This window comes from Bacillus cereus group sp. TH152-1LC (assembly GCF_027710505.1).
Classification (GTDB): Bacteria; Bacillota; Bacilli; order Bacillales; family Bacillaceae_G; genus Bacillus_A; species Bacillus_A mobilis.
Genome location: NZ_JAQFNK010000013.1, coordinates 109,742 through 125,061, shown reverse-complemented (window position 1 = coordinate 125,061; position 15,320 = coordinate 109,742). Strand labels below are relative to the sequence as shown.

Below are 15,320 nucleotides of genomic sequence, written 5' to 3'. Positions count from 1 at the left end.
CCTTTCGTTTGAGGTGTATCTTAAAATCAAGCGTAATTATGACTATTTTTCGCCCATAGGGGGGAGACAATTGTGATTCAAACGAAACAAGTAGGCTTGCAAGAAGTTCTTGCTACAGCTATTAAGCGTGCAACTGATGAAAAAATATTGGTGAGCTTCGTAAAACAAATAGACTGGATGGATCCGCTTCTGTTTTATGCAGCAGGTAAAAGAATTGCATTCGAAAATAGATGTTATTTTGCAGACCCAGCTCAGCATGTAATATTTGCTGGAATTGGCTCTGTTTTCACTATAGCAACTGCTTCTCAAAAACGCTTTCAAACTACTCGTGACGAGTGGGATAAAGTAAAAGAGAAAGCATTTGTACAAAGAGAAAAATACGAATTTGGAACAGGTCCTCTTTTATTTGGTGGATTTTCATTTGATCAAGAAAAAGAGAAAACGGACTTATGGAAAGAATTTGATGATACGACATTTTCACTACCAGCATTTTTATTAACTGTAAAAAATGAAAAAGCATGGTTAACAATGAATACATTCGTTTCAGCAACAGATTGTGCAGAAACTCTTTATAACGAAATTGTTTCTTTAGAAGAGAACATTTTACGAGAGAGTAAATGTGCACTAGAAGGATCGAAATTAACAGTTACTTCTAAAGTAGAAGTGGATCCGAAAGGCTGGATGAAGGCTATTGAAAAAGTGCAAGATGAAATGAAGCAGGGGAACGTGCAGAAGGTTGTATTAGCGAGGGAGCTAAAAGTAGAAATGAATCATCATATTGATTCTGCTCTCGTTTTAGAAGCACTTCGCATAGGGCAACCGGATTGTTACGTATTTTCTTTTGATTATAAAGGAGCATGCTTCTTAGGAGCGACGCCAGAGAGATTAATTCGCAAAGAAGATGAGAAGTTTACTTCGATGTGTCTTGCTGGTTCAACTGGTCATGGTCAATCTATAGAAGAAAGTAAACGAAATAGTAATGCGCTTCTTCATGATGAAAAGAATTTAGCTGAACACGGTTATGTTGTGAACATGATCAGGTCGGTATTAAATGAGCACTGTGAATCTGTTAATATTCCGGAAAGTCCGGGCTTATTAACAACGAAAAACTTAATTCATTTATATACACCTGTAGAGGCAGAAGGCGCTGCGAGTCTTTTAACAATGGTAGAAGAATTACATCCAACACCAGCTCTTGGCGGGACACCTCGTTTGGAAGCAATGAAACTGATTCGTGATGTTGAATTGTTAGACAGAGGATTATATGGCGCGCCGATTGGCTGGATAGATGATAAAGGAAATGGTGAGTTTGCGGTTGCGCTTCGCTGCGGATTATTAAATGGCGAGAAAGCATCCTTATTTGCCGGTTGTGGGATTGTAATTGATTCAGTACCGCAACTTGAATATGAAGAAACAAGTTTGAAGTTTAGACCGATGCTCGGTGCTTTGGAGGAATTAATGAAATGAACAATCATATAGAAGCATTATCATATTATTTAGGCGCGTTCGTGGATGAACTGACGCGTCTAAATGTATGTGATGTTGTCATTAGTCCAGGCTCACGGTCAACGCCGATTGCTTTGCTAATGGAACAACATGAAGGAATGAACACATATTTACATGTAGATGAAAGATCAGCAGGATTTTTTGCGCTCGGTATTGCAAAAGCGAAAAAACGTCCTGTTGCATTATTATGTACGTCAGGAACGGCTGCAGCGAACTATTATCCAGCTGTATGTGAAGCTTTCCATTCACGAGTGCCACTTATCGTCTTAACGGCAGATAGACCGCATGAATTAAGAGATGTTGGTGCACCACAAGCGATGAATCAAATTAATTTATACGGTACTTTTGTGAAGCAATTTACAGAGATGGCACTTCCAGAAGCGAGTGAAGCGATGTATCATTACGCTCGCATGACGACGCAGCGCACGATAGCAAGCGCACTTCTAGCGCCGCAAGGACCTGTCCATCTTAATTTCCCAGTTCGCGAACCGCTTATCCCGGACTTTTCATTAGAAAGTTTATGGGATAAAGGACGCGGGGAATATACAGGAGTAGTTCAGCAAGGGAACGTGATGATGCCGAGTGAATATGTAGATTCTCTTGTAGGGCGCCTTTCACATATGGAAAAGGGGCTTATTATTTGTGGAGATGATAGCCATCCAGAAATCGCAGCGTTTGCAACGCAACTAGCTGAAAAAACGGGATATCCAATATTAGCAGATCCACTTTCTAACATTCGTAGCGGACACCACGATAAAAGGATGGTAATCGACTGTTACGATACATTTTTACGAAATGAATTGTTAAAAGAAACGTGGAAGCCAGAAGTTATGATTCGCTTTGGTGGTATGCCTGTTTCGAAAGCATTAACGCAGTTCATTAAAAAACAGACGAAAGCCGTTCATATCGTTGTTGAGGAATCTGGACAATGGAGAGATCCAGCTCTCGTTGCGACAGAAGTGGTTCAAGCGAGTGATATTGCATTTTGCAAGGCACTAATAGAAAAAATGCCAGTTATGAAAAAGAATGATTGGTCCCTAATGTGGCAACATATAAACGAAAAAACGAAGGAAACGCTTCGTGAAATGGAAACATATGATACTGCATTTGAAGGGAAAGTTATTACGGATATCGTCCGTGTATTACCAGAAGGGGCAACGTTATTTGCGAGTAATAGTATGCCAATTCGTGATACAGATTCATTCTTCTTCACATCGGACAAAAATATTCAAGTGATGGCAAACCGTGGCGTGAACGGGATTGACGGAATCATTTCGACAGCTTTAGGAGCGAGCATTATTTGCGATCCGCTCGTATTAGTGATCGGTGATTTATCATTTTATCACGATTTAAATGGACTGTTAGCCGCAAAATTACATGAATTAAACATAACGATTGTCGTTGTAAATAATGACGGTGGCGGTATTTTCTCATTCTTACCACAATATGAGAAAAAGGAACATTTCGAATCATTATTTGGAACGCCAATTGGGCTTGATTACGAGCATGTTGTCAAAATGTATGGCGGTTCATTTAGCCGTGTAAATGGTTGGGAGAAATTCCGAGAAGAGGTACAAAAAGGAACTACGGCGGCAGGTTTACACGTTGTAGAAATTTGTACGAACCGTGATGAAAACTTAACATTGCACCGCAAATTATGGGCAAAAACGCAGGACGTAATTACTACATCGTTGCAAGGTGAATCAAAATGAACGTAACGCTGCAAGGTGTATCGTATGAATATGAAGTAGTTGGAAGCGGGGAACCACTTCTACTTCTTCATGGTTTTACGGGAAGCATGGAAACGTGGCGTTCTTTCGTTCCTTCTTGGGGCGAGCAATTTCAAGTCATTTTAGTAGACATTGTTGGGCACGGAAAAACGGAAAGTCCTGAAGATGTAATGCATTATGATATTCGAAATGTAGCATTGCAAATGAAAGAACTACTAGATTACCTTCATATTGAAAAAGCGCACATACTTGGCTATTCAATGGGCGGTAGACTGGCGATTACGATGGCATGTCTCTATCCAGAGTATGTACATTCTCTTTTATTAGAAAATTGTACAGCTGGGCTTGAAAGTGAAGAGGCGAGAAAAGAACGCTGCGAAAAAGATGAGCGACTTGCCAATAAAATTGAGCGAGAAGGCATCAATAGTTTTGTAATGATGTGGGAAAGTATTCCGCTGTTTGAAACGCAAAAACGTTTAGCACAAACCGTACAAGAAGCAGTGCGAAAAGAACGACTTGCTAACAATCCAAAAGGACTTGCAAACAGCTTGCGCGGCATGGGAACAGGGGCTCAGCCTTCATGGTGGAACGATCTGCAAAACTTAAAAATGCCTGTTCTTTTAATGAACGGGGAGCATGATGAAAAATTCTTTCGCATATTAAAAAACATCGAAAAATGCGTCTCTGACGCGAAATTTGTCAAAATTGATGGTGCTGGCCATGCAATTCATGTGGAACAACCGGAAAAGTTTGATACAATAGTAAAGGGATTTCTAAAAACTATGCAGTGATGCTTTTTCATCTAAGAAGGAAGCTACACTTATAGAGGAGATCAGAAATATACAAGGAGGTAGTTGTAATGGCTATTGAATGGGTAAAAGAAGGCAATTACGAAGATATTATTTATTCAACATACAATGGTATCGCAAAGATTTCGATTAACCGTCCTGAAGTACATAACGCATTCCGTCCTAAAACGGTAATGGAGTTAATCAACGCTTTTGCACACGCTCGTGATGATGCAAATGTTGGCGTTATCATTTTAACAGGTGAAGGTGGACGTGCATTCTGTTCTGGCGGCGACCAAAAAGTTCGCGGTCATGGTGGATATGTAGGTGACGACCAAATCCCTCGTTTAAACGTATTAGACTTACAACGTCTAATTCGCGCAATTCCTAAACCAGTTATCGCAATGGTAGCAGGTTATGCAATCGGTGGTGGACACGTACTTCATATCGTATGTGACTTAACAATCGCTGCAGACAACGCTGTATTCGGACAAACAGGTCCTAAAGTAGGAAGCTTTGACGGTGGATACGGAGCTGGTTACTTAGCTCGTATGGTAGGCCACAAGAAAGCTCGCGAAATTTGGTACCTATGCCGTCAATACAGTGCACAGGAAGCGCTTGATATGGGCTTAGTAAACACAGTAGTACCATTAGAAGAGCTTGAAGCAGAAACAGTACAATGGGCACAAGAAATCTTAGCAAACAGCCCAATGGCACTTCGTTTCCTAAAAGCTGCATTCAACGCAGACACAGACGGTCTAGCTGGTATTCAACAACTAGCTGGAGATGCAACGTTATTGTACTACACAACTGACGAAGCAAAAGAAGGTCGTGACGCGTTCAAAGAAAAACGCAGTCCGGACTTCGGTCAATTCCCTCGTTTCCCGTGATCAAACCAAAAGCGGAAGCGGCTTGCTTAGAACAAGAGGGCGTTGGAACTCCTGACGTAGAGGCGCTTTTTGCCTCGTAGGAAGGCGTGAAACGACCGACTGTTCTAGCCGCTGTAGCTGGATGTTTTAAAAGCGGAGCCGACTGCTTAGCCTCGTAGGCTAAGGTTCTTTCGCACAGAAAGTGTTTTTTACTTTCTCGTGCGGAAGGTTCTTAGACGGAAGGGGCTAGGAGGCGCAACTAGATGAAACCAAAAGTGGAAGCAGCTCGTTCAGAATGTCAGGGGGATGGAGCTTCTGACGTAGAGGCGCTTTTTGCCTCATAGGAAGAAGCGAAGCCACCGAGCATTCTAGCTGCTGTAGCTAGATGAGATCAAACCGGAAACAAAACAACTAAGAGACTTGATGTCATATCAAGTCTCTTTCTTTCATGAAAGGAGAATGGATGATGGAGACGATGCCAAATTGGTTAAAGCAACGTGCATTTTTAACACCAGACCGCACTGCAATTGAAATAGAGGATGAAAAGGTTACTTTTATGCAGCTGCATGAAAAAGTAGTATCTGTTTGTGAACACCTCACGCATGTAGGAGTGAAGCGTGGGCAAAAGGTGGCTGTTCTGATGAAAAATGGTATGGAGATGATTACAGTTATTCACGCCCTATCTTACGTAGGTGCAGTAGCTGTACTTTTAAATACGCGTCTTTCAAGAGAAGAGCTACTTTGGCAAATGGATGATGCTGAAGTTGTATGCTTAGTGACAGATCAAGATTTTGAGACTAAAGATGTTCCTGTATATTCATTCGCCGAAGTGATGAATGGACCGAAGGCGGAAGCCTCTATACAAGAAGAATTCTCTTTAGAAGAAGCGATGACAATTATTTATACGTCAGGGACGACAGGAAAACCGAAAGGCGTTATTTTAACGTACGGCAATCACTGGGCAAGCGCGGTTGGCTCTTCGTTTAATTTAGGGCTTCGTGATGATGATTGCTGGTTAGCTTGTATGCCGATGTTCCATGTTGGCGGGTTATCTCTTTTAATGAAAAATATTATGTACGGTATGCGCATTTTACTCGTTCCGAAATATGATGCTGATTTTATTCATAAAGCACTTCAAACGAGAGGCGTAACGATTATTTCTGTCGTTTCTAAAATGTTAACAGATCTATTAGAAAGACTTGGAGAAGAGACATATCCATCTTCTTTACGATGCATGTTACTTGGCGGAGGACCAGCGCCGAAACCGTTACTCGAAACATGTGTAGAAAAAGGAATTCCTGTGTATCAAACGTACGGTATGACAGAAACGTCGTCGCAAATTTGTACGTTATCAGCAGATTACATGTTAACGAAAGTAGGATCAGCCGGGAAACCACTATTTCAGTGCCAACTTCGTATTGAAAAAGATGGCGTAGTAGTAGCGCCGTTTACGGAAGGCGAGATCGTAGTAAAAGGACCAAACGTAACAGGCGGTTATTTTAACCGTGAAGATGCGACGCGCGAAACCATTCAAAACGGATGGCTTCATACTGGTGACCTCGGTTATTTAGACGAAGAAGGATTTTTATACGTATTAGATCGCCGCAGTGATTTAATTATTTCTGGCGGAGAGAATATATATCCGGCTCAAATTGAAGAAGTGTTACTTTCTCATCCGATGGTAGCGGAGGCAGGTGTTGTCGGGATGATTGACGATAAATGGGGACAAGTACCCGCTGCTTTTGTTGTAAAAAACGGAGAGGTAACAGAAGAGGAAATTCTTCATTTTTGCGAGGGGAAATTAGCGAAATATAAAGTGCCGAAAAAAGCATGTTTCTTAGAGGAATTACCACGAAATGCTTCGAAAAAATTGTTAAGGCGAGAGCTAAGACAATTAGTGGAGGAGATGTAAGTGGAAATAAAAAAAGCGACACTTCATATAACGGAAATGCCACTCGTAATCCCGTTTGCTGCAAGCTACGGAACGTATGAGAAGCGTGAGAGCATTGTTATTGAATTAGAAGATAAGGATGGACACATTGGATTCGGCGAGGTCGTTGCGTTTTCTGAACCGTGGTATACGGAAGAAACAGTGAAGACAGCGCTGCATGTACTACAAGATTTTTTATTACCTGATTTATTAAAAGCTGAAATTTCTCATCCGAATGAAGTGCCAGGTTTGTTCCAGCATATAAAAAGAAACCGAATGGCAAAGGCCGGAATTGAAGGAGCTGTTTGGGATCTATATGCGAAACGTGAACAGAAATCATTAGCGACGTTACTTGGCGGAACTAGGACTGAAATTGAAGTTGGTGTTGTGGTTGGTATCAATACAATTCCAGTTATGTTAAAACAAATCGAGAAGTACGCAAAAGAAGGGTACGAGCGTTTTAAAGTGAAAATAAAGCCAGAGCATGATTTCGAATTATTGAAAGAGATTCGTAAAGAGTTCCCGCACATCCCGTTAATGGCTGATGCAAACTCAGCCTATACATTAGCGGATACGGAGAAGTTGAAACGACTGGATGAATTTCAATTGATGATGATTGAACAGCCGTTAGCCGATTACGATTTTCTCGACCATGCACAGTTGCAAAAGCAAATAGAAACACCAATTTGTTTAGACGAAAGCATCCATAGTTTAGAAGACGCGCGCGTTGCGATTATGCTTGGCAGTTGCCGCGTCGTTAATATTAAACCAGGGCGAGTGGGTGGATTAACAGAATCTATTCAAATCCATAATTATTGTATGGAGCACAACATACCCGTTTGGTGCGGCGGTATGGTAGAAATGGGGATATCACGAGCACAAAATGTTGCGCTTGCTTCATTGCCAAACTTTACGATTCCAGGTGATATATCTGCCTCTAGTAGGCATTGGGAGAAGGATATTATTTCGCCGGAAGTGATGCTTGAGGGCGGAAAAGTGATTGTACCACAAAGCGTTGACGTTGAGTATGAAGTAGACCGCGGAAGGCTGGCGGAAATTACGAAGCAGCGAATTGTTTTGGAGCGGTAGGTTGAGTCTTTCAAATAGCGGGCGAATTTCGTCGTTAATTGTCGGTAAGTCGATATTCCTTGTCGAAACGTCGATATATTAAAAAAATCGTTGATATATTTCAAGTTGTGTTCGATATATTTGAAAAATCGTCGATATCATTTCATTTACTAAGGTTACTCACGCGAGTAACCTTTTCGTATTGTACAAATTGGATAGACTAGTTTACAATCGAGCGTATACAAGGGGGAGTAATATGAAGCGCATTTCAATTTTAATAGCGGATGATGAGGCAGAAATTGCGGATTTAATTGAGATACATTTAGAAAAAGAAGGTTACCACGTCGTGAAAGCAGCTGATGGAGAAGAGGCAATTCATGTTATTGAAACGCAGCCAATCGACTTAGTGGTTTTAGATATTATGATGCCGAAAATGGATGGTTATGAAGTGACGCGCCAAATTCGCGCGAAGCATCATATGCCAATCATTTTCTTAAGTGCGAAAACGTCTGATTTTGATAAGGTGACAGGGCTTGTATTAGGTGCAGACGATTATATGACGAAGCCTTTTACACCGATTGAATTAGTGGCGCGTGTAAATGCACAATTACGCCGATTTCTTACGTTAAATCAGCCGAAAGTAGCGGAGAATAAATCTGCTTTAGAGGTAGGCGGAGTTGTTATTGATCCTGAGCGAAGAACAGTAAATGTGTACGGAGAACAAGTTGAATTAACACCGAAAGAATTTGATATTTTATATTTATTAGCGAGCCATCCGAAGAAAGTGTACAATGTAGAAAATATTTTTCAGCAAGTATGGGCAGATGATTATTTTGAAGGCGGAAATACAGTTATGGTACATATTCGCACGTTGCGGAAAAAACTTGGGGAAGATAAAAGAAAGAATAAGTTAATGAAAACAGTGTGGGGAGTAGGTTATACTTTCAATGGCTAAAAAGATGAGAAGCTTTCGCTCGAAGATGGTTATGCTATTTGCATTAAGTATGATATTTGCTGGCGGTGTAACGTATATCATTTATGAAGGGTTACGTATCTATTACAAATTAGCCGTTCGTTTTGAGGATCCGTTAGCTCAATTTCGTTCTATGGTAAGACAAATTGGGGATGTTAATTTCTTTTTAATTATTTTCATCCCTCTATCCATTATGTTTTTCTTCTTCCTTACTAGGCCTTATGTAAAATATTTTGATGAGATTTCAAGCGGGATTCATCATTTGGCGAACGGAAATTTTTCAAATGAAGTGCGCGTGTCATCAAATGATGAGTTTGGATATATCGCACGTGAAATTAATGTAGCGAGTGAAAAATTAAAGGAAGCAGTGGAGCGAGGAGACTTTGCGGAAAGTAGTAAAGACCAGCTTATTGTTAACTTAGCTCACGATTTGAGAACGCCGTTAACGTCTGTTTTAGGTTACTTAGATTTAATTCTTAAAGATGAGAATTTGACGAAAGAACAAATTAAACACTTTTCCACAATTGCTTTTACGAAATCTGAAAGGCTGGAAAGTTTAATTGATGAGTTATTTGAAATCACAAGAATGAATTATGGGATGCTGAAGCTGGAAAAAAGATCGATTGATATAGGTGAATTGCTTATTCAGTTAGATGAAGAATTATATCCGTTATTAGAAAAGAAGGAATTAGAAGCGAGATTGAATATCGCGCCTCAGTTACCTATTAACGGTGACGGGAAATTATTAGCGAGGGTATTTGAAAATCTTTTAACGAATGCGATTCGCTACGGGTATGATGGAAAGTTTGTTGATGTGAACGGGTACATTGAAGGTGAAGAGGTAGTCGTACAAATTATTAATTACGGAGACAGCATTCCGGAAGAAGATTTACCGTACCTTTTTGATATGTTTTATACAGGTGATAAGGCAAGATCTGAGCAGCAAGGTGGTACAGGTCTTGGGCTATTTATTGCGAAAAATATTGTTGAGCAGCATGATGGAAAGATTTCTGCTGAAAGTAATGTGATTAGAACGATATTTGAAGTGAGATTGCCAAAAGAAGAGAGCGAAGTAGTTTAATAAAAATTTAAACTTTACCCCACTTTTTATTTTAATAGTTTTTTCTATTCTATACGTAAGTTACGTTAAGGAGGAACTAGAAATGAAAAAGTGGGTATTTATTTCTTTTTTTATAGCATGCACAATCTGCGTAGGTTTTTATATATCACCATTATTTCAAAAAGAGATCGATGTGAAAATTGCCGACAAAGATAATACGGTAAGAGCTGCGAATACGGAAAACATAGAGGTTACAAAAGAAGAAATTTATAAGGGGGATCTGTTATTAGTTAATAAAGATTACCCAGTTAAAAAAGATAGTATTAGGTCTGATATTATAAATGTAAATCACAATAGTGAATTAGTAAGAGGTTATGTAATATTTGATAGAAATCTTCGCTTATCAAAGGGCGTTGTGGAAAGTTTTTTGAACGTTGTCGATGCAGCTGGAAAAGATGGAGTACAGCATTTCTTAATGAGTAGCGGGTATCGAGATTTTCAAGAGCAAAGTAAATTGTATAAAGAAATGGGATCTGACTATGCGCTTCCAGCAGGATACAGTGAACATAATTTAGGATTATCACTCGACGTTGGATCTACGCAAAAGAAAATGGAGAGAGCGCCTGAAGGAAAGTGGATTGAAGAGAACGTATGGAAGCATGGCTTTGTTTTACGTTATCCGAAAAATAAAAGTCATATTACAGGCATTCAATATGAGCCGTGGCATATACGTTATGTCGGCTTACCTCATAGTGCGATTATGCAAAAAGAGAAAATTACATTGGAGGAATACTTAGACTTCTTAAAAGAGAAAAAAGAAATCACAACCGATGTGGAAGGTAAGAAATATACGGTTTCTTATTATAAAGTGTCTGGAAACAGGAAAGTGAATGTTCCAGCGAATAAGCAGTATGAAATTTCGGGGAATAATATGGACGGGGTTATTGTGACGGTTCAGGAATAGAGAAAAAGCTATCTGAAGTAGATAGCTTTCATACAAAAAGCGAACAAAAGAGAGCATATTAACTCTCTTTTATTCGCTTTTTTGGTAGATTATCAAATACTATCATCAATATTATAAATAGAATAGATACTGCAAACATATCAATTAATCCAACATCTAAATCTGTTTTTATAAATGAAAAATATGTATATTCCAAACCTAAGAATATTAAGAATAAAACCAAATATTTCATGATGGTGATAACCCACACCTCTTTCTATTTAAATTATTTACAAGCAATTGCAAACCATGCTAAACTTGCCGCCATACCTGCGATTCCACCCTTAAGGGCATTTTTTCCTACAATTTTAGCTAATTCTTTAGCCACTAAATCCCAAGCAGATCTAGAAATCAATTCTTTGATACCACCTGTTAAAAATCCAATTCCAGTAAACTGAATTACTTTATTAACAATACAGTCAACATATGCAGAACGATATACCGCCGCATTGCCATCTAAAGCAACTTCACTAGGATTTTGTAAGTTTTTAATTTCTTCTACTGAAACAGCTTCTTCATTCATCATTTTAACAAAAACTTTAATAGCTGGTAAACTCTCTTTACCGTATTTATCTTCTATCATTCCTTCATTTAACACATATTTACCATTTTCTTTTGTAGAAGCAGTTTCAAAAATGAATTGTAAATCATTAGCAATTGCTTGCACATCTTGCTCAAATTCTTGATTAGTAACTGTTGCTACATTTTTATTATCTACCGCCGCATAAGAAGAGAATGGTGCCGCAACTGTTGCTAAAGTTGCACATGCCAATGTAGCTGGAATTACCTTTTTTAATTTAGAATTAATTTTTAACATAATATATTCCCCCTAGATTTTTAATGAATCTTAATACAAGGATAATTTTATATTAAGATTTTTCTAAAAAAAGACTTTTAATAAAATTTCTATTAAAGTAAAATAAAGTAAAGAGGGTAATAATTAACTATATTTAGTTTTAATTTCATGTAATTCTAAAATATGTAAAAACACCCAGAGATTAATCCTGGGTGTTTTCTATATTACTATTTATTTTTATAAAACAAGATGCTAGGAAGATTAACAAAAATGCCACTAAAGACATTAAAGGAATCGTTATAAAATCGAAATACTTCTCATATACAGTTGAGCAATTACTAGTAATACTGCAAAAAGCACTTTGTTTTTGATTAAACTGAATAAAATTATGATATCCAGCAATTATAATCCCTATTAAGGATAAACCACCTAAATAATATTTAATGTTTTTATCATCTTTTATTAAAGATATTAAAATTAAGAAAGGTAATGGATACATTAATATCCTTTGATACCAACATAGATTACAAGGAATAAAACCTTTAATTTCACTAAAATACAAACTACCAATAAGGGACACTACTGAAACAATAAAAGAAAAGTAAATCATAAGTACTCCTTTAAATTTTATTTATTAAGAAATTGAATTAAATCTTGTTTTGTTTGTACTCCTAATAATCTATCTACCTCTTCACCATTTTTAAAATGTAGTAATGTTGGAGTTCTAAATATTTTATTTTTATTTAAAAATGTAACATCAATATTCTCTTCTATATCCATATTAAGAGCAAAGATATTTAATTGATTTTCTGAAATTACCTGGTCTAAAATAGGTTTCAATTCCTGACAAGCTGCACAACTTGTTTTATATACATAAACCTTAATATCTTTTTCAGAATCCAATTTCATTTGAAGTTCTTTTAAACTTATATCTTTGTACGTTTGTGGCTTAGAATCTTTAAAATTAAATATTAAGAAAAAAGAAACTAAAAGTAGCGCTAATCCGCTAATAATAAAAAAGAACCTATTCTTAATACCTTTTTGCTTTAATTCCATAAATCTAATCACCTCTACTATTTTATTAGCATCAAATCTATTTCTCCAGAATGATACCATTTATTTAAAGCAAAGAAAATATAATTATGTAATATTTTAGAAAAAAGTATTTAATAGTTTCTTTAATAATAATTTTACATTAATGTAATTAAATTAATTCTACAGTATTATTATGAGATAAATTGTACGAAAAAAATGTAATTGTATTTGTGTGGTGAACTAAGTATATAATTAAACATTATAACGTTATATTTACTTTTTTTTTTTCATGTTACTCTAAATATGTGAAAGAGATATAAAATGAAATTTTAATGTAAGCGTATTCTTATGGCTTCTTATAGAAAAGGGTGGAAATACAATGACAGAACGATTCGTACTACGTAATGTGAAACGTGTGAACGGGGAAGAGATTGACATTGTAATTGAAAATAACAAAATCGCACAGGTGACGAAAGCTGGTGCTGGTGAGGGTGGAAAGGTTCTTGATTACTCTGGTACTTACGTATCGAGTGGTTGGATTGATTTACACGTTCACGCTTTTCCAGAGTTTGATCCGTATGGCGATGAGGTGGATGAAATTGGCGTTAAGCAAGGGGTAACGACAATTGTTGATGCGGGTAGCTGCGGAGCTGATCGTATTGCAGATTTAGTAAAAAGTAGAGAACAGGCGAAAACGAATTTATTTGCCTTTTTAAATATTTCTCGCATCGGTTTGAAACGAATTGATGAATTATCCAACATGGAATGGATAGATAAAGAGAAAGTAATAGAAGCAGTAGAAAAGTATAAAGATGTAATCGTTGGGTTAAAGGCGAGAATGAGTAAAAGTGTCGTTTGTGACAGCGGAATTGAACCGCTTCATGTTGCGCGCTCTTTATCTCGTGAAACATCATTACCGATTATGGTACATATCGGTTCAGCCCCTCCTCGCATTGAGGAAGTTGTACCTCTTTTAGAAAAAGATGATGTGATTACACATTACTTAAACGGGAAAGAAAATAATTTATTTAATGAAGAAGGCAAACCACTACCTGTGTTACTAGATGCAGTGAAGCGCGGTGTTCATTTAGATGTTGGGCATGGTAATGCTAGTTTTTCTTTTAAAGTAGCAGAAGCGGCGAAGCGTCACGATATTGCCTTTCATACAATTAGTACAGATATTTACCGAAAGAATCGTATACACGGTCCAGTATATAGTATGTCTCACGTTCTTTCGAAATTCCTTTACTTAGGTTATCCGCTAGAAGAAGTAATTGATGGGGTGACGAAAAATGCGGCAGAGTGGCTGAAAAAACCAGAGCTTGGCCGTATTCAAGAAGGCGATATTGCAAACTTAACTTTATTTACGGTGAAAGATGAGAAGGTTACGTTAATTGATTCAGAAGGGGATCAGCGCATTGCTGAAAGAAGAATTGATACGGAAGGGGTTGTAATCAATGGGTCATTCATTGAATGCTAAGTACGGATTAAAAAGAGTGATTAATGCGAGTGGTAGAATGAGTATTTTAGGTGTATCCGCTCCTACAGATACAGTTATGGATGCGATGAAACATGGTGGACAAAATTATGTGGAAATTGCTGATTTAGTAGATAAAGCGGGAGACCATATTGCGAGAATTCTAGATTCAGAGGCAGCGGTTGTTGTAAATTCAGCATCGAGCGGAATTGCACTTTCTATCGCTGGTATCGTTACAGAAGGAAATCGCCGTAAAAGTGAAAGACTTCATCAAGAGGTCATCGCGAAAAACGAAGTGATTATGTTAAAAGGTCATAACGTTCAGTACGGTGCTCCTGTTGAAACGATGATTTATTTAGGCGGCGGTAAACTTGTAGAAGTTGGCTACGCAAATGAAGGGAAAGCAGAGCATATTGAAGATGCGATTGGTGAAAATACAGCGGCGATTCTTTATGTGAAATCCCATCATGCCGTGCAAAAAAATATGATTTCTGTTGAAGAAGCATGGGAAGTTGCGCAGCGAAATAACGTACCACTTATCGTCGATGCGGCGGCTGAAGAGGACATTCAAAAATACGTGAAGTATGCAGACCTTGCCATTTATAGCGGTTCAAAGGCGATTGAAGGGCCGACTTCTGGTATTGTCGGCGGGAAACGAAAATATATTGAATGGCTGAAAGTGCAATTACATTGCATCGGAAGAAGTATGAAAGTTGGGAAAGAGACGACTTTCGGTTTACTTCAAGCGCTTGATGAGTACGGAGTAAAAGAAGATAAGAGTGAGCAAGAAAAAGAGTTATTACAAGTACTTATGCCGCTGAAAGAATTAAACGGTGTAAATGTAACGATCGTGCAAGATGAAGCAGGAAGAGCAATCTTTAGAGCACGTATTCACATTAATGAGAATGAGTTAACTAAATCAGCAAAAGACGTTGTAACAGCATTACGCGAAGGCGAAATTGCCATTTACACACGTGATTACGGCGTAAGACAAGGATTCTTTGATATTGATCCACGTCCACTTCAAGGTGATGACATACATGTAATTGAAGAAAAAATGAGAGAAATTGTAGGGGGAAACTAAA

14 protein-coding genes are annotated in these 15,320 nt (G+C 37.9%); 11 read left to right on the top strand and 3 right to left on the bottom strand.

The window, feature by feature from the left end; translation table 11 throughout:
* Positions 1 to 72: 72 nt before the first annotated feature.
* From PDL00_RS23835 to PDL00_RS23795, 9 genes are all read left to right on the top strand, one after another.
* Positions 73 to 1,467, top strand: coding sequence for an isochorismate synthase (locus PDL00_RS23835; protein ID WP_270731497.1), 1,395 nt, complete (start codon positions 73 to 75; stop codon positions 1,465 to 1,467).
* Complete coding sequence (gene menD / locus PDL00_RS23830; RefSeq protein WP_270731496.1) at positions 1,464 to 3,218, top strand: 2-succinyl-5-enolpyruvyl-6-hydroxy-3-cyclohexene-1-carboxylic-acid synthase; 1,755 nt, start codon at positions 1,464 to 1,466, stop codon at positions 3,216 to 3,218. The genes PDL00_RS23835 and menD overlap by 4 nt, the downstream gene beginning before the upstream one ends.
* Positions 3,215 to 4,027 (top strand): 2-succinyl-6-hydroxy-2,4-cyclohexadiene-1-carboxylate synthase, encoded by an 813-nt coding sequence (gene menH, locus PDL00_RS23825; RefSeq protein ID WP_270731494.1) that lies wholly within the window; start codon positions 3,215 to 3,217, stop codon positions 4,025 to 4,027. The genes menD and menH overlap by 4 nt, the downstream gene beginning before the upstream one ends.
* Positions 4,028 to 4,095: 68 nt before the next feature.
* Complete coding sequence (menB, locus tag PDL00_RS23820) at positions 4,096 to 4,914, top strand: 1,4-dihydroxy-2-naphthoyl-CoA synthase (RefSeq protein ID WP_000963888.1); 819 nt, start codon at positions 4,096 to 4,098, stop codon at positions 4,912 to 4,914.
* A gap of 445 nt (positions 4,915 to 5,359) precedes the next feature.
* Positions 5,360 to 6,805, top strand: coding sequence for an o-succinylbenzoate--CoA ligase (locus PDL00_RS23815; RefSeq protein WP_270731492.1), 1,446 nt, complete (start codon positions 5,360 to 5,362; stop codon positions 6,803 to 6,805).
* Positions 6,806 to 7,912 (top strand): o-succinylbenzoate synthase, encoded by a 1,107-nt coding sequence (gene menC, locus PDL00_RS23810; RefSeq protein WP_270731490.1) that lies wholly within the window; start codon positions 6,806 to 6,808, stop codon positions 7,910 to 7,912. It begins immediately after the preceding gene.
* 235 nt (positions 7,913 to 8,147) lie between these two features.
* Positions 8,148 to 8,846, top strand: coding sequence for a response regulator transcription factor (locus PDL00_RS23805; protein ID WP_270731488.1), 699 nt, complete (start codon positions 8,148 to 8,150; stop codon positions 8,844 to 8,846).
* Positions 8,839 to 9,945: a HAMP domain-containing sensor histidine kinase gene (locus PDL00_RS23800; protein ID WP_270731485.1), complete on the top strand. Its 1,107-nt coding sequence runs from the start codon at positions 8,839 to 8,841 to the stop codon at positions 9,943 to 9,945. The genes PDL00_RS23805 and PDL00_RS23800 overlap by 8 nt, the downstream gene beginning before the upstream one ends.
* A gap of 82 nt (positions 9,946 to 10,027) precedes the next feature.
* Entirely contained in the window at positions 10,028 to 10,888 is an 861-nt protein-coding gene (locus PDL00_RS23795) for a M15 family metallopeptidase (protein ID WP_061677606.1), read from the top strand.
* Between the two features lie 265 nt (positions 10,889 to 11,153).
* Here PDL00_RS23795 and PDL00_RS23790 read toward each other — a convergent pair whose 3' ends face one another.
* From PDL00_RS23790 to PDL00_RS23780, 3 genes are all read right to left on the bottom strand, one after another.
* Positions 11,154 to 11,744 carry a hypothetical protein gene (locus PDL00_RS23790; protein WP_270731482.1) on the bottom strand — a complete coding sequence of 197 codons (591 nt, stop codon included), beginning with the start codon at positions 11,742 to 11,744 and terminating at the stop codon, positions 11,154 to 11,156.
* 181 nt (positions 11,745 to 11,925) lie between these two features.
* Positions 11,926 to 12,333 carry a disulfide bond formation protein B gene (locus PDL00_RS23785; RefSeq protein ID WP_000639070.1) on the bottom strand — a complete coding sequence of 136 codons (408 nt, stop codon included), beginning with the start codon at positions 12,331 to 12,333 and terminating at the stop codon, positions 11,926 to 11,928.
* Positions 12,334 to 12,350: 17 nt separating this feature from the next.
* The gene (locus tag PDL00_RS23780) at positions 12,351 to 12,779 is read right to left on the bottom strand and encodes a thioredoxin family protein (RefSeq protein ID WP_270731480.1); all 429 of its coding nucleotides are present in this window, start codon (positions 12,777 to 12,779) and stop codon (positions 12,351 to 12,353) included.
* A 358-nt stretch (positions 12,780 to 13,137) separates the two neighbouring features.
* Between PDL00_RS23780 and PDL00_RS23775 the strand changes: the two genes are divergently transcribed.
* Positions 13,138 to 14,238 (top strand): amidohydrolase/deacetylase family metallohydrolase, encoded by a 1,101-nt coding sequence (locus tag PDL00_RS23775; RefSeq protein WP_270731478.1) that lies wholly within the window; start codon positions 13,138 to 13,140, stop codon positions 14,236 to 14,238.
* Entirely contained in the window at positions 14,216 to 15,319 is a 1,104-nt protein-coding gene (locus tag PDL00_RS23770) for a DgaE family pyridoxal phosphate-dependent ammonia lyase (protein ID WP_270731477.1), read from the top strand. Before PDL00_RS23775 ends, PDL00_RS23770 begins: the two co-directional genes overlap by 23 nt.
* Position 15,320: the final 1 nt, after the last annotated feature.

Excerpts from the sequence above, each read along its gene's own strand:
- menB (WP_000963888.1), top strand. The coding sequence starts at position 4,096 with ATGGCTATTGAATGGGTAAAAGAAGGCAATTACGAAGATATTATTTAT.
- PDL00_RS23770 (WP_270731477.1), top strand. The coding sequence starts at position 14,216 with ATGGGTCATTCATTGAATGCTAAGTACGGATTAAAAAGAGTGATTAAT.
- PDL00_RS23795 (WP_061677606.1), top strand. The coding sequence starts at position 10,028 with ATGAAAAAGTGGGTATTTATTTCTTTTTTTATAGCATGCACAATCTGC.
- PDL00_RS23815 (WP_270731492.1), top strand. The coding sequence starts at position 5,360 with ATGGAGACGATGCCAAATTGGTTAAAGCAACGTGCATTTTTAACACCA.
- PDL00_RS23775 (WP_270731478.1), top strand. The coding sequence starts at position 13,138 with ATGACAGAACGATTCGTACTACGTAATGTGAAACGTGTGAACGGGGAA.
- PDL00_RS23780 (WP_270731480.1), bottom strand. The coding sequence starts at position 12,779 with ATGGAATTAAAGCAAAAAGGTATTAAGAATAGGTTCTTTTTTATTATT.
- menH (WP_270731494.1), top strand. The coding sequence starts at position 3,215 with ATGAACGTAACGCTGCAAGGTGTATCGTATGAATATGAAGTAGTTGGA.
- menD (WP_270731496.1), top strand. The coding sequence starts at position 1,464 with ATGAACAATCATATAGAAGCATTATCATATTATTTAGGCGCGTTCGTG.
- PDL00_RS23800 (WP_270731485.1), top strand. The coding sequence starts at position 8,839 with ATGGCTAAAAAGATGAGAAGCTTTCGCTCGAAGATGGTTATGCTATTT.
- PDL00_RS23785 (WP_000639070.1), bottom strand. The coding sequence starts at position 12,333 with ATGATTTACTTTTCTTTTATTGTTTCAGTAGTGTCCCTTATTGGTAGT.
- PDL00_RS23790 (WP_270731482.1), bottom strand. The coding sequence starts at position 11,744 with ATGTTAAAAATTAATTCTAAATTAAAAAAGGTAATTCCAGCTACATTG.
- PDL00_RS23805 (WP_270731488.1), top strand. The coding sequence starts at position 8,148 with ATGAAGCGCATTTCAATTTTAATAGCGGATGATGAGGCAGAAATTGCG.